This window comes from Pseudomonas sp. R1-15 (genome assembly GCF_051132085.1).
Taxonomy (GTDB): domain Bacteria; phylum Pseudomonadota; class Gammaproteobacteria; order Pseudomonadales; family Pseudomonadaceae; genus Aquipseudomonas.
The window spans coordinates 1447803-1467199 of sequence record NZ_CP071660.1; the positions used below are offsets into that span (position 1 = coordinate 1447803).

The window sequence follows — 19397 nt, forward strand, 5'->3', positions numbered from 1 at the left end:
TCGCCATTTCTGAAGGTGCAATCCGTCAGTTAATCTCGGGAGATCGCTGCTGCGGACTACCTTTAATGCGTTCCCCCCACGCATCCCAAAGGAGCCCATGCCATGGCCGCGAAGAAAATCCTCATGCTGGTCGGCGATTACGTCGAAGATTATGAAGTGATGGTGCCTTTTCAGGCCCTGCAGATGATCGGCCACACAGTGCATGCGGTGTGCCCGGACAAAACCACCGGGCAGACGGTGCGCACCGCGATCCATGATTTCGAAGGCGACCAGACCTACAGCGAGAAGCCAGGGCATCTGTTTGCCCTCAACCATGATTTCGCCAGCGTCCAGGCCAGCGACTATGACGCACTGCTGGTACCGGGCGGTCGTGCGCCGGAATACCTGCGCCTGAATGAAAGCGTCCTGCAACTGGTGCGCGATTTCGACCTGGCGGGCAAGCCGATCGCCGCGGTGTGCCATGGGGCGCAATTGCTTGCGGCGGCAGGCATCCTGGAAGGGCGCGAATGCAGTGCCTATCCGGCCTGTGCTCCGGAGGTGCGCCTGGCCGGCGGGACGTTCATCAATATTCCAGTGACCGAAGCCCATGTCCAAGGCAACCTGGCCACGGCACCGGCGTGGCCCGCCCATCCGAACTGGCTGGCGGGGTTCCTGACGCTGCTGGGCACGGCCATTACCTTGTAGAAGCCAGGGGCTACGCGCCGCACTCGTCCGATAGAGTGAGCTCTTGTGGCGAGGGAGCTTGCTCCCGCTGGAGCGCGAAGCGGTCCCATCGCGTAAATGGCGACCGCTTCGCAGTCGAGCGGGAGCAAGCTCCCTCGCCACGGTTCTGCGCCGCCCCGTCGGATTTAGACCTCCACCGGCACCGCCAGCTTCGGATCGCCCAGTGGGTGGGTCTTGGCATCGAAGAAGCGCAGTTGCGTGTCCAGGCCCTCGAACAATCTGGCGTAATGCCGCTTCTGATGCTGGATGAACGCCTGGCTGCGCGGGTAAATCGAGACGGCCACCGTCCTCGGCGCCGCTTGGCGCAGGGCATGGACGATATGGCTGTCCTGCTCGCCCAAGGCATGGCCGAACAGACACAGATTGTCGTCGTGGTGCAGCAACTGGTCGTAGCAGAACGACAGGTAATCGCTGCTGCGGATGGTCTTGAGTTTGTCCTGGCTCGGCCCTTCGCTGACAAAAAGCGGCACGTCGTCGAGGGTCTTGAGGGTGTTGTTGATGGCAAAACTGCCCAACAGCGTGCCTTCGGTGGAAGCGAGCTTGCGTGCCGTGCCGTCCTGGTTGCGCACCAAATGCAGGCCGCCGTGCAGATACAACAGACGCGGCTTGTCTGTACTGGTCCGACTCGGATCGAAGCTGTGATCGGCACCCAGGAACAGATCGGTCAGGGTCTCGGGCGTATGCTGGATCGCCCAATAGCTGAGCAGATCGTAGTTGGTGGTGAACACTGTGCGGTAGCGGCCCAGCTCCTGATTGAGACTTCCCAGGGTCGAGGGTTGCACCAGTCGCCAGGGGATATGCACCGCGTGCACGGTGTTGATCAAGGCTTCCTTGATTGCGTAATAGCGATTGCGCGGGGCGGCGGAGCTGACGGCCAGGGCCTTGTTGACCCGGCTGGTGGTTTTCAACGCGCCCAGTACCTGCTCGAAACTGCGGGTCTGCAGCGCATCGAAGACGCTCAGTTCCGAAGGGCTCAGTGGTTTTTCCTCGACGGTGCGGGCGTTCTCGAACAACGAGTCATAGCCGAAATCGTCCCACACGGCGCGGCTCGCGCCATTGCCCACCAGCAGGCCGCTGAAAGCGGTGTTGGTGCGCAACGTCTCCCAATTGTCGAGCCGGGCGTCGTATTCCTGGAAATCGGTCATTGCGAAGGTCATCTCAAAACGTGGCAAAGGGCAGGACCCGACTTTATCACGACCCAGTCTTGAGCCAGATCAAGATACGTCGTGACCGGCCGATAACCTTTAAGGCGTTCTGGTCGAGCGGTTTACTGCGGCGGATCGGGCGCCTGGGCTATCCTCACCGGTATTCAGGGCGCGCGCTGGCCTGGCGATTTCCCGGTTCGTTCATTGCTGCATTCCCGGATGGCTTCTGTGCCATGGATATTCGAAACTCCACGCCGCTGGCCGGTTACCTTGATCTGCTGATGGATGCCGTGTGCGCCGTCGACGCCCTGGGGCGTTTCGTGTTTGTCAGTGCCGCCAGCGAGCGGATCTTTGGCTACACGCCGAAGGAGCTGATCGGCCGTTCGATGATCGATATGGTCCACCCTGCCGACCGCGAGCGGACCCTTGACGCGGCGCGCGAAGTCATGCGTGGAGAGCCCAAGCTCAATTTCGAGAACCGCTATCTGCGCAAGGACGGTGGGGTCGTCCATATCCTCTGGTCGGCGCGCTGGTCCGAGCCTGACCAATTGCGGATCGCCGTGGCGCGGGACATCACCGAGCGCAAGCTGGCGGAGTCTCGGCAGGCCGCGTTGTACGCGATCTCCGAGGCCGCCCATGCGGCTGCCGACCTGCTGGCGTTGTTCAAACGTATCCATTTGATAATCGGCGAGTGGCTGCCAGCACTGAATTTTTCGGTGGCGTTGTATGACGAGCAATGTGCCCAGCTCAACTTTCCCTATCACGTCGACGACCGGGAGCGGCAGCCGGAACTGCCGGGTACGACCATCGGGCGTTTGTGTGCCGAAGTCATACGCAGCGGCCAGCCGATCCTGCTGACGCCCGGCTCCAGCTCGTTGCCCGTGGAGCTGCACGACCTCGTGGCGAAACCGGACGCGCCGTGCTGGCTGGGTGTGCCACTGAATTCGCAGAGCGGCACGATTGGCGCGTTGATCGTCAAGAGCGCGGCGGATAACGAGCGCTACACCGAGCAGGACAAGGAATTGCTGCAGTATGTTTGCGTGCAGATTGCGATTGCCATCGAGCGCCAGCAACTGCATACCCGGTTGCAGCACATGGCGCAGTACGATCAGCTCACTCAGGTACCCAATCGCGAGTTGCTGCGTGACCGCTTCAAGGCCGCGTTGACCACGGCCCGTGTTGCATCGGGGCGGATGGCATTGCTCTACATCGATCTGGATCGCTTCAAACAGATCAACGACACCTACGGCCATGCCGTTGGCGACATGCTGCTGCAAGCGGTGGCCAGCCGACTCAAGGGTTGCATACGTGACACCGACACCGTCGCACGCATCGGTGGCGATGAATTTGTGGTGCTGCTCCATAGCATCCAGAGCGTGGCAGACGCCGACCGGGTGCAGGAGCAGATTCGTCACGCGCTGGCCCAGCCGCTGCGGCTGGACGGTCATTGCCTGAGCATCGAACCGAGCATTGGCGTGGCGTGTTTCCCCGAACACGGCACGGAAGACATCACCTTGTTCCGCCACGCCGACGAGGCGATGTACGCAGCCAAACGCCACAATCACCGGGCCTTCGGCATCTGACCACCTCACCGTTCGTCGTCGCGCCAGCGCTTTTTCCAAACCTTGAATGCCGACTCATTTCAAATGAAATACGGGGCAGGCATGCCCATCATTCATGCAATACGGAGGGCTCGAGCATGCGCGGGTCAAGCAACATTTATCCGGGAAACACTGCTCATGATCGAACGAAGGTGTCTGAAGCGGGTCGCAAAAGTGGGAGAACCACCACCGCGAGTGTCGATAAAAGTCCGCTGAAGGCTGAGATCGGCCGCAAGCCGGATCGCACGGCTCGCTGAATATTCAACGGTGGTTCTGATTCAGCGGCGGGGGAAACCCTGTCGCAACTTTCTATCAGAGGAGGGCGTGACCATGAGCCGGATGGCCACCTTTTTACGCACCACCAGTGTTGTCGTGCTGATGGGCCTGGGTGCCAGCAGTGCCTGGGCCCAGTCACCTGCCGAATTCATCAACGATGCATCCGCCAAAGGCATGGCTGACATCGAAGCCAGCCGTGCCGCACATTCGAAGGCGGAATCAAGGGAGGTCAAGGATTACACCATCATGGTGATCAACGACCGCACTACCGCCAACCAACACCTGGCGAAAATCGCCAAGAAGCTCGACTTGCCCGTCGCGCCCCGGGAAGAAGTCGCGGACAAGGCCAAGACCTTGATGCCGCAAGTGGCCGAGGGCGAGTCGTTCGAAGCGGCGTATGCCGCCAGCCAGGTCAAGGCCACTGAGGAAGCCATCGAGCAGATCCAGCAACAGGCCCAGACCACCAACGTGCCGGAGATCAAGGCGTTCGCCGACGAAACCCTGCCCAAATTGCAGACGCATCTCGAGATGGCCAGGGCGCTGCAGGCCAGTCGCTGATTTGCCGCACCTGTTTTTACCTCAGGACCGGGACGCCAGCGTCCCGGCTTGTTTTGCCCGCCGAAAAGGAGAACCTCGATGTCTACACGCCGAGAACCCAACCAATACGCGATGCAGAATCCACTGACCCAATACCCTCGTCCGGAATTCCCCGACCAGCCGCAATCTCCTCCCGGCATTGACCAGGACATGGAACCACAGCCCGATCACGGCGAAAAAACCTATCAAGGCTTCGGTCGCCTGGAGGGGCGCAAGGCGCTGATCACGGGCGGCGATTCGGGGATCGGTCGCGCGGCGGCCATTGCCTATGCCCGCGAAGGCGCCGATGTAGCTATCAACTATCTGCCCAGCGAGGAACGCGACGCGCAGCAAGTCATCGAGCTGATCAAGGCCGAAGGCCGCAAGGCCATTGCGATTCCGGGAGATCTCAAGGACGAAGCGTTCTGCGTCCAGATGGTGAAGATGGCGCAGCAGGAGCTCGATGGCCTGGATATCCTGGTCAACGTCGCCGGTAAGCAGGAAGCGCAAAAGGACATTGCGGACATCACCACCGCGCAATTCGACGACACCATGAAAACCAACATCTACGCGATGTTCTGGATCTGCAAGGCCGCGATACCGCTGATGCCGGCCGGGGCGACGATCATCAATACCGCGTCGATCCAATCCTACGATCCGTCCGCGACGCTGCTCGATTACGCCACCACCAAAGCGGCGATCGTGGCGTTTACCAAGGCGTTGGCCGGACAGGTCATCAGCAAGGGAATCCGGGTCAATGCCGTGGCTCCGGGGCCGATCTGGACGGTGCTGCAACCCAGCGGCGGACAGCCTAGGGAGAAGATTCCTACATTCGGCTCCCAGGTTCCGATGAAGCGTCCGGGGCAGCCAGCGGAATGTGCGCCGCTGTACGTGCTGCTGGCCTCGCAGGAGTCGAGTTATATCACCGGAGAAGTGTTTGGCGTGACGGGTGGGAATCCGTTGCCCTGATGCGCGGCATTCGGATGCGCGAGCGTTGCAACAACGCTCGCGCATCTGCTTTCAGCACTGGTTCAGGTCGACCTTGTTTTCCTGTTCCACGCCGTCAAGGCTCTTGGCCTCGTCTTTGCCCATGTCCTGGTAGCGCTTGCGCAACGCTTCCAGTTGCTTGAGGTCCAGCGACTCGAGACCGAGCATTGCATTCTGCGCGTCCTTGGTCGCGCGCAACAATTCGTCGACTTTCAGATGCAGGATATCGGTATCGCGGTTTTGCGTGTTCTGGATCAGGAAAACCATGAGGAAGGTGATGATCGTGGTCGAGGTATTGATGATCAGTTGCCAGGTGTCGTTGAAACCGAAGAACGGTCCGCTGGCGGCCCAGAGCGCCAACAACACAATAGCTCCGAGAAAGGTCTTGGGACTTCCTGCCCACAGGGCCAGTTTTTGAGCAATCTTTGCGAACGTCATTGCCGTGTTTCCTCAGTGGATGCACCTGTCTGGTGTGACAGCAACGAAGCGGCGAAAATTCTACTTACATTTCAATCCGAACCTCCGTCGACGTTCATCGTTCGGGACGAAGACTGGCGCAACCATTTGCTCTGCCTGATGGTCACTCCTTAAAGCCTTCATCGACGGAGAACACCATGAACCTCACCCGCACCTTCTGCCTCGCCTGTTGCCTGTTCGCACTGCAGGGCTGCTTTGACAATTCGGATAACGAGACCAAGGACAACACCGACGGCACCAAGTCTTCGGTGCAGATGCAGGAATCCAAGTCAGAGAGCAAATAAATGACATAGCCCAGGCCGGGCTATGTACAAACCTGTGGGAGCGAGCCCGCTCGCGAATGCGGTGGAACAGTCAATTTAGGTTGATGATCCGACGCCTTCGCGAGCAGGCTCGCTCCCACAGGTTCTTGTGTTTCGGCAGGTATTGCTCAGCGTCCTTGTTGCAAAACCTTGAGTGCCGCCGATGCCAGGAAGCCTGACCGGCTTTTTTCCTCCGGATGATGCAGCACATATTCATCGATACGGTTCAGCAGGTAGCCGGGCAGGGTGATGTTGAGTTTCTGCGCCTTGCCCAGATATCTGGTCACATCAATGTCCACCAATGCCCAAGCGCACCCGGCATATTTCGGATTGGCCGCGTGCAGCGTCACGGTGTTGGCCGGCGGAATGGGCGAACCATCTTCGGCAAGAATTTCAAAGTGCCCTTCGATGGCCTCGCGCGCCATGGCCATGGCATCGTCCAGATCATCGCCTGCGGAAAAACAACCAGGGATATCCGGCACTTCAACGCCCCAGGCGTGGTGCTCATCGCCCATGGAAATCGCAATCGGGTAAAGCATTCAATCGTCCTCCGGGGAAGCTGGGCAACTGGCCGTCTGAAGCAGGGCCTGTTGCAAGATACTGATGGCCGTTTTCTTGAGCAGATCCTTCTTGGGATGAGGAACCGTAACCAGTCCCGGTTTGGTCGGGTGCTTGAAATGGTGGTGACTGCCTCGGATCCGTACCAGGTACCAACCATCCGCAACAATCTGGCTTATCAGGAATCGGCTGTTCACAACACCTCCGTGGTGTGTGTGGTAGGTACTATACCTACTGGAAAGAAATGATCAACACTATAACCACCGTTAGCGACGACCGGGATCGAGTGGGATCTACGTCCTGAAGTCTAGAAGCGGCGCAGGACAAGGCGACGGAGAGTCGAATTGGGTCTATTTCCAGATGTGAGACGCAAGGAACATTTGGGGGATCGCAACCCGTGGCGAGGGAGCTTGCTCCCGCTGGGCTGCGAAGCAGCCCCGGTTTCAGCGATTCGCAGACATATCCACAGGACCTACGACTGCTGCACAAACGTCAGCCGTACCGCAAACCCAATCAGCAGGCTGCCAAACAACCACTGCTGCACACGTTGGGCCGAAGGCGATCGCTGAAGCCAGCGTCCGAGCACGACGCCCACCAGTGCGTAGGCGCTGTCGAACAGCAGGCCGACGCCGACCAGCACCAAACCGAGCATCGCGAATTGCCCCAGCACCGGCCCGCCCTGTGGGTCGATGAACTGCGGTAGCAACACTGAGCAAAACAGCAGCGCCTTGGGATTGAGCAGGTTGGTCAGCAGGCCGCGCTGTATCGCTTGGTACCACTGTCGCTTTCCGACCTCGGCGTCAGCTCCTTCAAAGCTTGGCACCAACGTGGTCCGCAAACACTGGAACCCGATCCACGCCAGATACGCAGCCCCGGCCAGGCGCACTACATCAAAGGTCCAGGGCGCTGTCTTGAACAACACCGAGAGCCCCATTGCCGCCAGCGCGACATGACATGCCCGGGCAATCCCCAAGCCTACCGCCGTCGCCAGCGCCGCAGCCTTGCCCTGACGGGCGCCGGTTTGCAGCACCAGGATCATGTCCGGCCCGGGCAACAGATACGCCACCGTTAACGCCATGAAAAACAACCAGAGCTCTGTCATTGCATGACCCCCGCAATCAATGGATTAGAGAGGCCAGTCTATGGCTGAAGGGTAGGGCAGGTGCTTGCGTAATCAGCTTCTAAAGCTCTTGGAATTGGCATAACCTGCCGAGCAACCGAGCCATCCAATTGGAAAGTGCCAAACATGAAACTAGATGCCTTCGACCGAAAAATTCTCGCTGCACTGCAGCGGGACGGCCGGCTGAGCAACGTACAACTGGCCGAAGAAATCGGCCTGTCCCCCTCGCCATGCCTGCGCCGCGTGCGGATGCTCGAGGAAGCGGGAGTGATCCGCGGCTATCAAGCCATCCTGGATCGCGATGAAGTGGGCCTCGGTATGACGATCTTTGTCGGCATCAAGGTCGAACGGCACACCGATGAACGAGCCGAGGCATTTCGCCTGGCGGTGACCGCGCTACCCGAAGTGATCTCGGCATTCCTGGTGTCAGGCGAGTCGGATTTCCTGCTGCAAGTGGTGGTGCCGGACTTGCGGGCCTATGACCGATTTGTCACGGGCAAGCTGCTGAAGCTGCCGGGGGTAAGTGACATTCGCAGTAATTTTGCGATCAACACGGTGAAGGCTCCGGGCCCGTTGCCGTTGGGGCATTTGGCGGGGGAGTGAGGCTGTTGCTGCAATGCCGAAAGCAGCCACTCTTGTGAGCGCTTCGCACTCAAGCGGGAGCAAGCTCCCTCGCCACGGGAGTCCCTCGTTCTTGAGATTATGATCTGTCTTTCCTGCAACGGTCCGGTGTCAAGGGTGCGCAACGTCTCGCAACAGCCTTCGGATAAAGCCGCTGACCTGTTCATTCCAGATCATCGCCAACCAAAAAATCAGGCCAAAAAAAACCGGCCACCAGGAGCCGGTTTTTTTATCCCCCGTCAAAACCATCACGACGCGGGACCAGAATTCGATTGGAGCGGGTGAAGGGAATCGAACCCTCGTTATCAGCTTGGGAAGCTTTTACTAGTGCAGTCTCAGGGTGTCACAGGGGATATCAATTTCGGTCTGTAGCCCAGTAGAATCGCGGCTCTCAGAGAGGGGTGTTCAATCGTGTTGTTTCACGCGCTATCACCTTAGATCAGGCCGACTGTCACCAGGAACTGTCACCAATGCTCACGGAAAAGCAGATTCAGGCGCTCAAACCTCGCGAAAGGGACTTCGTCATCTCAGATGGCCGCACGGCGAAAGGCGAAGGGGTGCTCGTGCTTAAGGTCCGGCCCAGCGGGACCAAAGAGTTCTATTTCCAACGTCATGTCGCTGGTAAAAAGAAAATGACCAAGCTCGGTACTTGGCCGGAAATGAAACTCACGATCGCCCGGGATAAATGCCGTGAGGAAAAAGGAGTGCGAGCCTCACCTGGTACGTTCCAGGATCTGCTTGATCAGTATGTGAAGAAGCTCGAAACCGAGGGAGCTGCATCGGCCGGCGATGTTAAGTGGTCTCTCAAGCACTATGTGACAGATCCGTTCCCGGACCTGGTCAGCAAGCCAGCCTCCCTCATTGGTCCCGTCCAGATTCGCAACATCATCGTAAAGATGATCGACGCCGGCATTACCACTTATTGCAATCGCGTCAGGTCACAGCTGCATGCAGCTTTCCAGGTGGGGTTGGAGCAGGAATACAACCCGCGCAGTTATCTCAAGGTCCAGGTGCGGTTTGGCCTGGTGAGTAACCCGGTGGCCAGCGTGCCGGTTCAGGACGACTGGGAACAGCCTGGTGATAGGGCCCTTTCTACGGAGGAGCTGGCGACGCTCTGGCAGTTATTACCGGAGCATTTGAGCCTGGTGACATCCGAGCTGCTGAAATTCCTGATCGCATCCGGTGGCCAGCGGCCGGAGCAAGTTTTGGCAACCGAGCGGCGCCACTACCTCAAGGATCACCTGATAATCCGGAATAGAAAGGGGAAAAGCGGGGGCAAGGGTATCGAGGGGGAGCGGTCTTTACACGTCGTGCCGTTCAACAAACTGATGCGCCAAAGTCTGAAGGTGATGGATGAAGTCAGCGAATCCAGTGCCTATCCCTTCATAGGCAAGGCAGATGGTAAGGCGCTGCACACCCAATCGCTGTCCCGGGCGGTTACAAAGCTCTACGGCCGTCACACCGAGAAATTCAACGGTCCTTTCACCCTGCGCGACATTCGCCGCACATGCAAAACCCTGATGGGCGTAGCGGGGCTCGATAAGGAATTGAAGGATCGCATTCAAGGGCATGCGTTCGGCGATGTTGGATCAAAACATTACGATCGGTACACCTACTTCAAAGAGAAAAAGTCCGGCCTGCAGCGGTGGTCACTTTGGCTGCAGAAGAACGTAATCACGGGAACACTGCCAAATAATGAGGCCGCTTAAGCGGCCTCAGTTGGTTTCCATTCTGTGGGGTTTTGCTGCCAGGCGACGATTGCAGATTCTCGCCATCCGACTCGGCCGGGAGAAATCGAAACCGGGCGTGGGAATCGTCCGCTTTTCATTGCCCGCCAAAGCGTTGCGTGTGACAGGGATGTAACGGCGATTACATCCCGTTCCCTCATAAATCGATCCAGCTTACTCACCTTCGACTATCTCCCTTGCAGCGCTGGTAGAGGTTTTTCCGACTCAATAAAACCGGTGCTGTGCCCCTCGCCATCCATCACTTTAAGAAACATCACCTCAACCTTCGCGGAGTCAACGAGGACTTTTCCCACTTCAGCTATTGCTTTGGCTCGCTCGATCTCCATCGGTTTGTCTTGGTCCTGGAGCGCCTCCAACGTGGCAAACAGATGATTTCTCAGATCGGTCATTTTGTTATTCATTGGTGGCCTCGATCGTTCTTTTCAGTTTGCCCAGCAGACGGATGGTTTGCTTGAGCTCTGGTGGGAATCGCTGAATCGTGTTGCGGCTCATCAGTTCGCGCCGCGTGATCAGTTCCAGATTGTCGACAGAGCAGTTCGTGTGGTCCGCGGTTCTGAAGACCAGCACCATGCCCTTTGGAATAGCGCCATGCACTGCCTCCCAATTGCGACGGTGCGTCCACTCCCATTTGTTGGGCTCGGCCACCTTAATTTTCAGATACCCGTCCGAGGCCAGTACCTCTGTGCCGATAGGCACATGATTGTGTGGCAGGTGTCCACTGGTGAATTGTGTCTCTGTGGATCTGCCACCTGCTACGAACGGCTTTCCTTTGTTCCAGGTGCCATGTCCTTTTTGAAAGCGCGTCGCCGTGCCTATGTTGCCGTCACGACGTAGCCGGCCTGAATGTTCGCTAGCCAAGAACTCAGCGCTGCGCTTTAGGCCGAGCTCTTTCGCTTTGCCATAAATTGCGGACTTCGGACGGCCAAACATTTCAACCAGCTGTGACATCGGGGTGGTGGCGTACAGCGACCCCAGCCGCGACTCTTCGGATGTCGTCCAGAAACGCCGGCGGTTGGATTGCTTTTGCAAAGGGTTGCTGGCAGAGCGTGCTCTGGCTCGCTCTAAAGCTTGTTGTGCGATGGTATTCACGGTTTAGATCCTCAATGCCTCGACCGGCGGTCACCTTTTGCCACTCTCGCGGCGAGCTTTTCCGCCATCAAGGCAGCCCATTCTTCTGTTTTCCGTTGCTGACGTTGCTTGCTGCAGCGTTCGTGTCGCCGGATCGATCGAGCAAGCCCGCAAATGTCGCAAATGCTGGGAAGGTCAAGACGGTGGCTGGCCATGGTGGGACGCAGACGGGTGGTCGATTCAGGCATTGGATACCTCCGCTAACGCTGATTCTACGAAGCCAGGGAGTTGCACAGCCATCATGCGTCCCCCAGCAATGCACGGGTCAGCGCGTTTCGCTGGCCAGCCGCAGTGAGCTTGTGAAGCGGCTGGATGCTGGTGCGGCCGTTGCGGCTTCGAAGTTTTGCAATGGTGCCATTGAGCTCGATTACTTTGGCTTCTTTGACGGAAAGGGCGTAGCCGCCGGCAGTCGCCGTCATCTTCACGTAGGTGACCTGGTCTCCGATGCTAATCGTGTTCATGGTAGCCTCGGCAGCGCCGCCGTTGAGGGCTTGATCTTGCATGGTTCTCTCCTTTCAGGGGTGGCAGGTGCCATGGGGTTGCAGCCCCATGGCACCGACCTTTTCGGATGGTTAGTTGAGGATCCAGATCATCAAGTCAGGCACCTGGACCGCAACGATGGCGATCAACGCCATCGTCACGACCGCGCCGATCAACTGCCCGAGCAGGGCGTCGCGTCCGGTTTGTTCAAGTTGTTCTGTGTCTCGCATGGTTCTCTCCTTTCAAGGGTGCCGGTTGCAGCCGGCGTTACAGGTCGCTGTCTGGTAGTCGCACCAGGTACAGCACCAGGTCTTCAAATTCATTGGCGTCCTCGACGCATGATTGCCAGTCCAGCACCGCCTGGATCTGACGTCTTGAGCAGTTCAGCACCATGATTTCGCGCTGACCGTCCGTAGCCCTGACCTCCAAAATGTCGACTAGACCGTTGGCGCCGTAGGCGTCGGCTTGCACCGTTTTGCGATGGTCGTTCCCAAGCTCGCTGAGCAATTCGGATACACGTTCTTGCAATCCCTTCGCGTCGCTCCGATCAGTGCCGGCGATGATTTGAATCTGCATGGTTCTCTCCTTTCAGGGCTGTTCGACGCGGGTTGCAGCCCTACGCCTGGAAAATCCAGCACTTAACGGTGGGGGACTTGGTGATCGTGTTGTTGTTCCGAGTCGCCTGATAGGCACGCACCGCGCTATCAACGGCCTTGTTCGATTCCAGGAACTTGCGGCAGCGGGATTCCTTCAGGCGATCACGCAGCTCGCTGACATCGGCCAATTTTTGCCGGTGTTCTGCCGCCCTTTCGACGAACTCGTTGAGGTTGATAGCGATGATGTTGTCTTTTTTGCTGTGGTTGACCACCGGGCCCTCGGCGTCGAGGCCCTGCAGGTATTCGTAGACTTCCCAGAATTCGGCAACAACCGGATGGTCTGCGCTGATCGAGCTCTGGCGTTCGATGGCCATCGAGACGATGCAGCGCTGGGTGGCGCTGATCTGGGCATCGCTCAGCGGTACCAACGAGCGAATACAGTCAACCAGGCCGAGCAGCTGGGCGTGGTTCTTAACGATGCGCTCGACGCGGATATAGCCTCTCAGCTGATTGCCGCAGTGCTGGCAAGCGGCCTTTTCGTTGGTGGCGGGATATTCGGCGTCGCAGCTGATGCAGTGGGTGTGAAGCCGCCGCAGGCGAGCCTCATGGCCTGGAATCTTGTCGGCGAGCGTAGCCATGACGTCACTTTCACGCCTCACCGCCTGCAATAGGAAGTGGCTGAGCTTATTGCCGTCCAGGGCGGTGAGTTGATCAGCCGCGGCTCTGCTTTCAGGAGTTACGTTCGGCCGCACAAAATGGAGCTTAACGATCCGCGTCATGATGGCTTCGGAGGCAATTACAGGCGCGTTCTGGCTGATTGCGATCGTGCCTCGGAACGGTGGCTCGTAGGTTTCGTTGCCGGCAGTTTTTACGCCCTTGGTCGCCAGGGTGCCGCCGCCGAAATAGTCCTTCAGCTCGTCCCATTCGAAATTCTTCGCATGGGATTTGTCGTCGCCGCTGCGATCCGATTCAAGCAGTACCACCGGCATGCCGGAGACCTGGCCCATCAACCGGCTGCGGCCGGCCTTGGTGGATTTCGATGGGTCAAACCCTTCGTAGCCGGCGCGGCCGAGCAGCTTCCACAACAGGTTGAGCAGGGTGGTCTTACCGGCTCCAGCCTCGCCGGTGGCTTCCAGGAAGGGAAAGGACTGGTAGCGGGCGCGGATCTGCTCGGCGAATAGTGAGCCGAACCAGAAGGTCAGCGCGACAACGCCCTGGGCTCCAAAGCAGGTCCAAAGCAATTTTGCCCATTCGTCGCTGTATTCCTTGGGGTCGCGCTGGATCCGCACCGGCACCGCGCGCTGCAGGGTTTTCAGGCGCAGCTTGCCGAACTCGAAAAACTCTTCGTCATTCACGTCGACCACCTGGCCATCTTTCACGGCCAGGTCGCCGTACACATAGCAGCCGTATTCCTTGCTGTACCCGACAAAGTCGATCGTCTGGACCGTTTTGATCGCGAACAGCTGGTCCTTCATGATCTTGTCGAGCTGCTGGCCGCTGCCCGTGAACACCGCGCCGGCGGCCATGCCGAGCAGGCGTTTTTTGAATTCGCTCGCCGCTGCGACCTGGCCACCGGTGAAGGTGTTTTTCACTGAGCCGCCGTCGTGAGGGAAGTCGACCCGGAAGAAGTACCAGGACTCGTCGGTGATCTCGTTGCGTTGGAAATACAGCGCTTGTGGGTAGCAGTTGGCGATTTCGATGACGCAGCCGGACATGCGCAGCGCCTTCTCGCGTTGCGCCTTCTCGTTCAGCAGCTGCTCTTCGTGGTTGTCGCTGTTCTCCAATGCCTGCATGGCGTTATTGAACTTGCTGATGTCTAGCTTCCACCAGTACAGCCGGGAATCGAAGCCAAAGTGGAACTCTTCGCGCTCGCGCCAGGTATACATGAGCAGTGCTTTCTCGGACGCGCTCTCCGCAATAAGCAGTGCGCCGTGGTGCCTGGCTTCCTTTACATCCGCATCGATCCGCCGGCGACGTGCATCCACGTCATCGATGAAGCCCCACCGCTGGTGGAGGTCGTTCCAATCCACTTTGCGACCATCGCGCTGCGGGATCTGAGCCGCTTCACAGGTAAAACCCATGGCCCGGGCCATAGCCACCCATTTACGCGTGTAGCGGTGCGCACTTGGCTCGTTATCCAGGGCCCAGACCAGCTTCGGCAGGTCGCCGGCCCGTTCGGTGGCCAGCGCGCGCAACGACTGTTCCGGGAACTGGTTTGACGACATTGCGGCGACCGCGTCTATGTCGTGGTGGATCAAGGAAATGGCATCGAATACCCCCTCTACGATCCAAATTTCTTTAGTGTCGGACAGGCCTATACGGGGGTGGCACCACCAGTGCCCCTTCGCGCCTCCACCTTTGGTGAAACGAGCTTTCTTCTTACCAAAGCGGTGGGGCTTATCAATCAGCCTCTCCCAGTAGGTACCGTTTGGCAGGGGGAAGCGCACGGTCGCGGAGCCGATTCCAAGGTCCGGATCGTAGAAATACTCCTGTGTGAACGTCCCTTGTACCAGGTCGAAACGAAAGCCCCTGGCAAACTCAAGATAAGCGCGTGCTGTAGCGTTGGGGTTGTCCTCGGTGGCCGGGGCGCGTTTGCTCCAATCGTCAAACAGATCGGGATAGAGCTCTTTGACATGCCACTGCTGAGCGCATTTGCTCTCGCGACCGCACTTGATGAACCACGGATTATTGAAGTTCGAATACAGCTCTTTCTTGTTGCAGGCCGGGCAGGTGCCACCTCGCATGAAGTCGGTGCCGACCCGGTGTTTCAGGCCGTAGTCGAATTCAAGTCGGGTCAGTACGTCGGCCCGGATTTTCTCTTCCATCTTCATGCCTGCTTTCTGATGGCGACCTGGAGGGCGCCGAGTGTTGTCTTTTGAGCCGCCAGAGCGGGGTAGGCCGAGAGAATGGCGCCGGTGCGCATGCCATCAGGAACGCGACGAAATTCATCCGAATACCAATGCTCCTGGATGCCCAGGCGCAGGCGCTCACGGAGCTCCTGTAGCAAGGCTTCGGCGAGGGTTTCGCTCAGGCTCATCTGGATGGAAAGTGCTGTGCTCATGGCTTTTTCCCTGATTTCGGGCGCAATTCACCCAAACCCACACGCAAACGGTGGAGCGATTCGGTCAGTTGTTTGGGGTTTTTGGTCGCGCCCCTGAGGCGTCGACCAGGTGTTGGAAGATCAGCGCGACGGGTATGGCGAAAGATTTTCCGCTGGCAGGATCGGAAAGGATCGCAACCGATTCACTGCTGCTTTTGAGATCAAGGCGTCGCTGGCCAGCGCCGGCACGCAGTTGTCCGTATGCCAAGCCCGTCAGGTTCTCGGCAAGAAAGACGGGCACCTCAAGAGTCGTCTGCAGGTAGGCGACCGTTCGGGTAAACAGCTGCTGATCGTTGCCCAGGTGTTCTGCCTGGTGGCGCTGCATGTAGCAACGCGCGGCGTCTTGCATGGCGGCGCGATACTCACGCTCGGGATTTTGCTCACTGATCAAATTGTTCATCAGGCCGTCTCCAGTCCAAGTAGGTCCATCTGTTGCTCGCCTTCCTTTTTCATCGCTTGCCGGCGAATTGCGACAGGGGCCACCGGCAAGCAAACGGATGGATTTGGCATACCCGAAGGGCTCATTTCATGGGTCATTTCGAACTGAGCCCGTACTGACCAACCGCAGGCTTCGTTGACGCATTGCAGATAGGCAATACGCAAAAAAATATGCGTGCCTTCACTGGTGCGGATACGCATTCGCTCCCGGCAGTGCGGACATACCAGCTTGTAAGTGCTCACTTTTTCTCCCCGCCGCTAGCCGCGGCCTTCGGCTGATGCCGAAAAAATGTCGACGCTTCCAGCGCCTGTTGCGATTCCTAACTGCCCGGGTTTTCCCGGTGCAGAACGATCACTGCGGTGATCTCTTCATGTCTGGCTGCTACGTGTGCACGGTGCGCCGCAAGAATGGCTTGCACCTCGTCGTCCTGGATGACGCCGTCCTGCAGCGCCTTGGAAATGATGGCGTCGACGAGGCCACGCTTTACTGCTGTGTTGATCGATCGGGCGTACAGGTCGAGATTGTCGAGCTGTTCTGCTTCAACAACCGGAACGAAAACCCCGCCGTAGAGGTTGCAGACAAAGTCGGGGAGGTGAGTGGTCCCGGTCTGTGATTCCAGTAAGCAAATCTGCTCGTCGGTAAGCGGACGGCTGCCTGCGTTCTCGTAGGCGTGGTTGTCGAATTTCTTTACCGACATGCCCAAACGCGGAGCCGCGCAATCACGGCCGCCTGGGTAGGCGCAGATCACTGCGCTTACGACCTGCCTGCGGGTTTCTAGAACGGTGCGTTTCATCTTCTGGTTTCTCGCCGGGCCGTCTGCCATTAATTTGAGATCACGCCGTCTCTGATTCTGAGGAGCACAGCTGCTCGTCGGGCCTCGCCTCGCACGCCCTTCTTGCGACCGTTCAACAAATCGCTGACCAAATTTTTGTTCAAGCCGTGTACCCGGCAGAACTGCGCAATGGTTATGCCGTTGCGATCAAGTTCGGCGCGGGCTTGCTCGGCTGTAAGGAGGACGGGCATAGTGTTCATGTGTGTTCAATCGTGTTGTGTGTGCCATCATTATGCCCAAGAATTTGGCTGTGTAAAGCGGCACGTGCCAAAAATTTGTGTGAGCGGAGATTCCTTGGAAAAAACTTTGGGTGAGCGGCTCCGGGAAGAGCGCGACCGACTTGGTATCAATCAGAATGAGTTCGCCGACATAGGCGGTGTGAAACGCAACTCCCAAGGCAATTACGAGAACGATCGGCAGAGGCCAGACACGGCTTACCTGTTGGCAATTTCGAAAGTTGGTGTGGACGTGATGTATGTGCTTTTTGGTCGGAGGGATACGGCTGCTAGGACGCATACCACTATCGAAAATGAGGTGCTGAGCTGCTTCCGCTCGCTCAGTCCTGGCGACCAGGTGGTGGTTCATCGAGTGGCCACCGGCTTGGCAGAAGCGGCGGCGAGAGAATCTCAGGGCACGCTCCCCCTGGAGTGAGCCTGCGTCACTTTCTTTACCGCAGCCATACGAAAGAATGCTCACCTGAGGCTTCAGAAAACCGCGATTTAGCCGATCCTCTGCGTCTTTTAGGAGTAGTGAGCATGTTGGATCGAGGCGCTTTGGAGCAGTTTGAACAGGACGTTCGGAGCAAGGAGCCTTCCAGTCTTCAGTTGACGCAGCTGGAGCGCATCTTGCTGAGCATGTACCGCAAAATGTCAGAGACGGATCAGAAACACCTACACCGCATTGCGGAAATGATGGCGCGAACGGATTAGCCTCCGGCCAACTCACCGCACCCCGGCTCATCATGTCGGGGTGCCTGTGTTTTTCTTCCCGTTCTTGGCCTGCAGCCGCTTGTACTCCCTTTTCACTGCACGTTCTGCCGATTTCTTGCTCTGGTACAGGTGTGTCAGGCGCTTTGGCTTGCTTTGATCCCCCTCGGTGATCTTTATTTGCTTGCCGGTTTTCTTGTCTCGGTACCACGCCACAATCCCTGTGTAATCGCGGCTGTCGTCCGCCAGGCCAGCGACCTCGTCTCCATCCGGCAACATCGACTCCAGCTCTAAGCTCGTCGTGAACGAGTCCGGCGTGAAGCTGTGCTTTACGTTCCCGCCCAGCCAAACCACGTCCGCGATCTCCTGCTTGATGCCAATCAGCGAGTAGGTGAGCTCCGGCGTTAACTCTGGCCGACCGCGTGCCAGGGAGTAGCTGAGCGTCGCATTTCCTCGCTGCAGCTTGTTCCATTCGGCACGGGCCGCCACCAGAGCGCTTTTCTGGTCCGAATAGGAATGGCGCAAATCCTTAATGTTGCTGCCGCCTCCGGAGATCGCCTCCTTTTTTTCAGCACTGTTGACGTCGTAATAGAACGCCCGCACCCCCGTGTAGCTGTCCCGATCCGCCTGAAGGAATCGATGTTGATCGCCGTCCTGGCGGGTGAGGGTGATATGTGGCAATGCCAAGCCGCTGGCACTGGTGGCGTTGCCGATCGGCATGAACAACAGCTTGCCCGCTTTCACTGTGGCAATCGCATCGTGCTCTTGTCCCAAGCGTGAAAGCAGGTTTGCATCTGACTCGTTGGCCTGGTCCAGATGTACCACCTGGATGGCGCTTAGTGCTGCGCTGACCAAGGGACCCAGGCCGTAAGCACCGGCAATGGCCTGCACGACGGTTCCTATCGTTTCGTCGTGCCAGCTTCGCTCCCGCTTCACTTTCAGTCCAGCGCTCAGATCCACGCTACGTGCCCGGATGTTCAACTGATCCGGCGCGCCGCTGTGCTCGGTTTCGTCGACTATGTATGTACCCTTGTCGACTAACCCGGTATCGCTCCAGCCAAGCCATAGGCGCAGGGTCGCGCCTTTGGGAGGTATCACCAGACGACCGTCATGATCGGAAAGCGTGACATCGAGCTGGTCCGCCGTGAGTCCGCGGTTGTCGGTCAGTTCAATGTTGATCAGGCGCTTCTCGATCGCCCCTGTTATGTCGCGCCCGTCTACGACAAGCCGGCAGGTCGGCCGAGGGTAGGCCCTGGCTTCGCGAAGGGATGCCTGCGCGTCGCTCAGATAACTGTCGATGCGGCTCAGCGCCTGGTCGATCACAGGATGTTCCTCAAGATGTTGCCAGCGGTACTTATGCCCGCACCGAGCAGGTCGACGCGGCCGTCATCGATCCGTTTAAGCGAGATGGTGAATTCAATGCGACGCGCTGCGCCGTCCGGGAAAAACAGGGTCTTGTTCTCGGTAATGTTCTCGATCACCCAGATACCCAGGATCCGGCCGGTGCCCTCGATCAAGGGCCATGCCTTGCCCGTATCGGCCATGGCACGAAGTGTGTCGAGGCTGAGCGGGGTTCCAGCGAGTGCAGGCAGAAGCAACCCGGGCAGACTGATGGAGTCATCCCCGCGACCAAGAAACTGACGTGATGGGTTGGTACCGATGCGCGAGGTCGTGCCGTGACGCCATTCTGTCTGCCGTTGCAGCTCCTGATAGGCCAGAGTTTCAAGGCTGAAGATGAACATACCCAATGACATCATCATGT

27 protein-coding genes are annotated in these 19397 nt (G+C 58.3%); 8 read left to right on the plus strand and 19 right to left on the minus strand.

The features are described from left to right. Nucleotides 1-102: 102 nt before the first annotated feature. Nucleotides 103-684: a DJ-1/PfpI family protein gene (locus J3P97_RS06305; protein ID WP_434673694.1), complete on the plus strand. Its 582-nt coding sequence runs from the start codon at nt 103-105 to the stop codon at nt 682-684. Nucleotides 685-848: 164 nt separating this feature from the next. On the opposite strand, the gene J3P97_RS06310 is transcribed toward J3P97_RS06305, so the two are convergent. Then, on the minus strand, nt 849-1868 hold the full coding sequence (locus tag J3P97_RS06310) for a DUF4917 family protein (RefSeq protein WP_434673695.1): 1020 nt from the start codon (nt 1866-1868) through the stop codon (nt 849-851). A 233-nt stretch (nt 1869-2101) separates the two neighbouring features. On the opposite strand from J3P97_RS06310, the gene J3P97_RS06315 reads away from it, so the two are divergent. The 3 genes from J3P97_RS06315 (at nt 2102) to J3P97_RS06325 (ending at nt 5290) form a co-directional block, all read left to right on the plus strand. Beyond that, nucleotides 2102-3451 (plus strand): diguanylate cyclase domain-containing protein, encoded by a 1350-nt coding sequence (locus tag J3P97_RS06315; RefSeq protein WP_434603032.1) that lies wholly within the window; start codon nt 2102-2104, stop codon nt 3449-3451. Nucleotides 3452-3799: 348 nt separating this feature from the next. Then, nucleotides 3800-4303: a DUF4142 domain-containing protein gene (locus tag J3P97_RS06320; protein ID WP_305496246.1), complete on the plus strand. Its 504-nt coding sequence runs from the start codon at nt 3800-3802 to the stop codon at nt 4301-4303. A gap of 78 nt (nt 4304-4381) precedes the next feature. Continuing rightward, complete coding sequence (locus tag J3P97_RS06325) at nt 4382-5290, plus strand: SDR family oxidoreductase (RefSeq protein WP_434569516.1); 909 nt, start codon at nt 4382-4384, stop codon at nt 5288-5290. Between the two features lie 51 nt (nt 5291-5341). Here the strand turns inward: J3P97_RS06325 and J3P97_RS06330 are convergent, their stop codons facing one another. Next, on the minus strand, nt 5342-5746 hold the full coding sequence (locus J3P97_RS06330; protein ID WP_305496244.1) for a low affinity iron permease family protein: 405 nt from the start codon (nt 5744-5746) through the stop codon (nt 5342-5344). Between the two features lie 176 nt (nt 5747-5922). Here J3P97_RS06330 and J3P97_RS06335 point away from each other — a divergent pair, with 176 nt between their 5' ends. After that, nucleotides 5923-6069, plus strand: a complete 147-nt coding sequence (locus J3P97_RS06335; RefSeq protein ID WP_434569514.1) for a hypothetical protein — start codon at nt 5923-5925, stop codon at nt 6067-6069. Nucleotides 6070-6215: 146 nt separating this feature from the next. Here the strand turns inward: J3P97_RS06335 and J3P97_RS06340 are convergent, their stop codons facing one another. From J3P97_RS06340 to J3P97_RS06350, 3 genes are all read right to left on the minus strand, one after another. Continuing rightward, nucleotides 6216-6626 carry a type II toxin-antitoxin system HicB family antitoxin gene (locus tag J3P97_RS06340; RefSeq protein WP_434569513.1) on the minus strand — a complete coding sequence of 137 codons (411 nt, stop codon included), beginning with the start codon at nt 6624-6626 and terminating at the stop codon, nt 6216-6218. Beyond that, nucleotides 6627-6842: a type II toxin-antitoxin system HicA family toxin gene (locus J3P97_RS06345; protein ID WP_434569512.1), complete on the minus strand. Its 216-nt coding sequence runs from the start codon at nt 6840-6842 to the stop codon at nt 6627-6629. Between the two features lie 275 nt (nt 6843-7117). Then, on the minus strand, nt 7118-7747 hold the full coding sequence (locus tag J3P97_RS06350) for a LysE family translocator (RefSeq protein ID WP_434673696.1): 630 nt from the start codon (nt 7745-7747) through the stop codon (nt 7118-7120). 144 nt (nt 7748-7891) lie between these two features. Between J3P97_RS06350 and J3P97_RS06355 the strand changes: the two genes are divergently transcribed. Then, nucleotides 7892-8368, plus strand: coding sequence for an Lrp/AsnC family transcriptional regulator (locus J3P97_RS06355; protein ID WP_434673697.1), 477 nt, complete (start codon nt 7892-7894; stop codon nt 8366-8368). 488 nt (nt 8369-8856) lie between these two features. Beyond that, nucleotides 8857-10095, plus strand: coding sequence for a tyrosine-type recombinase/integrase (locus J3P97_RS06360; protein WP_434673698.1), 1239 nt, complete (start codon nt 8857-8859; stop codon nt 10093-10095). Here J3P97_RS06360 and J3P97_RS06365 read toward each other — a convergent pair. The 12 genes from J3P97_RS06365 to J3P97_RS06420 form a co-directional block, all read right to left on the minus strand. Next, nucleotides 10092-10274: a helix-turn-helix transcriptional regulator gene (locus J3P97_RS06365; protein ID WP_189674036.1), complete on the minus strand. Its 183-nt coding sequence runs from the start codon at nt 10272-10274 to the stop codon at nt 10092-10094. The two genes, J3P97_RS06360 and J3P97_RS06365, sit on opposite strands and share 4 nt — an antisense overlap. A gap of 27 nt (nt 10275-10301) precedes the next feature. Next, nucleotides 10302-10535 (minus strand): hypothetical protein, encoded by a 234-nt coding sequence (locus J3P97_RS06370; protein WP_186655062.1) that lies wholly within the window; start codon nt 10533-10535, stop codon nt 10302-10304. Further along, the gene (locus tag J3P97_RS06375; protein WP_434673699.1) at nt 10528-11223 is read right to left on the minus strand and encodes an HNH endonuclease signature motif containing protein; all 696 of its coding nucleotides are present in this window, start codon (nt 11221-11223) and stop codon (nt 10528-10530) included. Before J3P97_RS06375 ends, J3P97_RS06370 begins: the two co-directional genes overlap by 8 nt. A gap of 278 nt (nt 11224-11501) precedes the next feature. Then, a complete protein-coding gene (locus J3P97_RS06380) occupies nt 11502-11765 on the minus strand; it encodes a hypothetical protein (protein WP_434673700.1) in 264 nt (87 codons plus the stop codon). Nucleotides 11766-11834: 69 nt separating this feature from the next. After that, entirely contained in the window at nt 11835-11972 is a 138-nt protein-coding gene (locus tag J3P97_RS06385) for a hypothetical protein (RefSeq protein WP_434673701.1), read from the minus strand. A 37-nt stretch (nt 11973-12009) separates the two neighbouring features. Beyond that, entirely contained in the window at nt 12010-12318 is a 309-nt protein-coding gene (locus J3P97_RS06390; RefSeq protein ID WP_434673702.1) for a hypothetical protein, read from the minus strand. A gap of 40 nt (nt 12319-12358) precedes the next feature. Next, nucleotides 12359-15163, minus strand: a complete 2805-nt coding sequence (locus J3P97_RS06395; protein ID WP_434674512.1) for a toprim domain-containing protein — start codon at nt 15161-15163, stop codon at nt 12359-12361. 2 nt (nt 15164-15165) lie between these two features. After that, nucleotides 15166-15399 (minus strand): hypothetical protein, encoded by a 234-nt coding sequence (locus J3P97_RS06400; protein WP_076383305.1) that lies wholly within the window; start codon nt 15397-15399, stop codon nt 15166-15168. Between the two features lie 64 nt (nt 15400-15463). Further along, nucleotides 15464-15838 (minus strand): hypothetical protein, encoded by a 375-nt coding sequence (locus J3P97_RS06405; protein ID WP_434673703.1) that lies wholly within the window; start codon nt 15836-15838, stop codon nt 15464-15466. Then, the gene (locus J3P97_RS06410) at nt 15838-16119 is read right to left on the minus strand and encodes an ogr/Delta-like zinc finger family protein (RefSeq protein WP_434673704.1); all 282 of its coding nucleotides are present in this window, start codon (nt 16117-16119) and stop codon (nt 15838-15840) included. Before J3P97_RS06410 ends, J3P97_RS06405 begins: the two co-directional genes overlap by 1 nt. A 77-nt stretch (nt 16120-16196) precedes the next feature. Beyond that, nucleotides 16197-16670: a YmfL family putative regulatory protein gene (locus J3P97_RS06415; protein WP_434673705.1), complete on the minus strand. Its 474-nt coding sequence runs from the start codon at nt 16668-16670 to the stop codon at nt 16197-16199. Between the two features lie 29 nt (nt 16671-16699). Beyond that, complete coding sequence (locus tag J3P97_RS06420; RefSeq protein ID WP_434674513.1) at nt 16700-16900, minus strand: DNA-binding protein; 201 nt, start codon at nt 16898-16900, stop codon at nt 16700-16702. A gap of 103 nt (nt 16901-17003) precedes the next feature. Here J3P97_RS06420 and J3P97_RS06425 point away from each other — a divergent pair, with 103 nt between their 5' ends. Continuing rightward, nucleotides 17004-17360 carry a helix-turn-helix domain-containing protein gene (locus J3P97_RS06425; RefSeq protein ID WP_434673706.1) on the plus strand — a complete coding sequence of 119 codons (357 nt, stop codon included), beginning with the start codon at nt 17004-17006 and terminating at the stop codon, nt 17358-17360. Nucleotides 17361-17668: 308 nt separating this feature from the next. Here the strand turns inward: J3P97_RS06425 and J3P97_RS06430 are convergent, their stop codons facing one another. Both J3P97_RS06430 and J3P97_RS06435 read right to left on the minus strand, forming a co-directional pair. Continuing rightward, the gene (locus J3P97_RS06430; RefSeq protein ID WP_434673707.1) at nt 17669-18958 is read right to left on the minus strand and encodes a phage late control D family protein; all 1290 of its coding nucleotides are present in this window, start codon (nt 18956-18958) and stop codon (nt 17669-17671) included. Continuing rightward, entirely contained in the window at nt 18955-19395 is a 441-nt protein-coding gene (locus J3P97_RS06435; protein ID WP_434673708.1) for a phage tail protein, read from the minus strand. Before J3P97_RS06435 ends, J3P97_RS06430 begins: the two co-directional genes overlap by 4 nt. Nucleotides 19396-19397: the final 2 nt, after the last annotated feature.

Bases quoted from the DNA above. Each gene is read 5' to 3' on its own strand.
- J3P97_RS06420 (WP_434674513.1), bottom strand. From the start codon at position 16,900: ATGCCCGTCCTCCTTACAGCCGAGCAAGCCCGCGCCGAACTTGATCGC.
- J3P97_RS06435 (WP_434673708.1), bottom strand. From the start codon at position 19,395: ATGATGATGTCATTGGGTATGTTCATCTTCAGCCTTGAAACTCTGGCC.
- J3P97_RS06340 (WP_434569513.1), bottom strand. From the start codon at position 6,626: ATGCTTTACCCGATTGCGATTTCCATGGGCGATGAGCACCACGCCTGG.
- J3P97_RS06380 (WP_434673700.1), bottom strand. From the start codon at position 11,765: ATGCAAGATCAAGCCCTCAACGGCGGCGCTGCCGAGGCTACCATGAAC.
- J3P97_RS06305 (WP_434673694.1), top strand. From the start codon at position 103: ATGGCCGCGAAGAAAATCCTCATGCTGGTCGGCGATTACGTCGAAGAT.
- J3P97_RS06310 (WP_434673695.1), bottom strand. From the start codon at position 1,868: ATGACCGATTTCCAGGAATACGACGCCCGGCTCGACAATTGGGAGACG.
- J3P97_RS06350 (WP_434673696.1), bottom strand. From the start codon at position 7,747: ATGACAGAGCTCTGGTTGTTTTTCATGGCGTTAACGGTGGCGTATCTG.
- J3P97_RS06415 (WP_434673705.1), bottom strand. From the start codon at position 16,670: ATGAAACGCACCGTTCTAGAAACCCGCAGGCAGGTCGTAAGCGCAGTG.
- J3P97_RS06325 (WP_434569516.1), top strand. From the start codon at position 4,382: ATGTCTACACGCCGAGAACCCAACCAATACGCGATGCAGAATCCACTG.
- J3P97_RS06390 (WP_434673702.1), bottom strand. From the start codon at position 12,318: ATGCAGATTCAAATCATCGCCGGCACTGATCGGAGCGACGCGAAGGGA.
- J3P97_RS06360 (WP_434673698.1), top strand. From the start codon at position 8,857: ATGCTCACGGAAAAGCAGATTCAGGCGCTCAAACCTCGCGAAAGGGAC.
- J3P97_RS06370 (WP_186655062.1), bottom strand. From the start codon at position 10,535: ATGAATAACAAAATGACCGATCTGAGAAATCATCTGTTTGCCACGTTG.
- J3P97_RS06335 (WP_434569514.1), top strand. From the start codon at position 5,923: ATGAACCTCACCCGCACCTTCTGCCTCGCCTGTTGCCTGTTCGCACTG.
- J3P97_RS06355 (WP_434673697.1), top strand. From the start codon at position 7,892: ATGAAACTAGATGCCTTCGACCGAAAAATTCTCGCTGCACTGCAGCGG.
- J3P97_RS06405 (WP_434673703.1), bottom strand. From the start codon at position 15,838: ATGAACAATTTGATCAGTGAGCAAAATCCCGAGCGTGAGTATCGCGCC.
- J3P97_RS06315 (WP_434603032.1), top strand. From the start codon at position 2,102: ATGGATATTCGAAACTCCACGCCGCTGGCCGGTTACCTTGATCTGCTG.
- J3P97_RS06385 (WP_434673701.1), bottom strand. From the start codon at position 11,972: ATGCGAGACACAGAACAACTTGAACAAACCGGACGCGACGCCCTGCTC.
- J3P97_RS06320 (WP_305496246.1), top strand. From the start codon at position 3,800: ATGAGCCGGATGGCCACCTTTTTACGCACCACCAGTGTTGTCGTGCTG.
- J3P97_RS06365 (WP_189674036.1), bottom strand. From the start codon at position 10,274: ATGAGGGAACGGGATGTAATCGCCGTTACATCCCTGTCACACGCAACG.
- J3P97_RS06330 (WP_305496244.1), bottom strand. From the start codon at position 5,746: ATGACGTTCGCAAAGATTGCTCAAAAACTGGCCCTGTGGGCAGGAAGT.
- J3P97_RS06395 (WP_434674512.1), bottom strand. From the start codon at position 15,163: ATGGAAGAGAAAATCCGGGCCGACGTACTGACCCGACTTGAATTCGAC.
- J3P97_RS06400 (WP_076383305.1), bottom strand. From the start codon at position 15,399: ATGAGCACAGCACTTTCCATCCAGATGAGCCTGAGCGAAACCCTCGCC.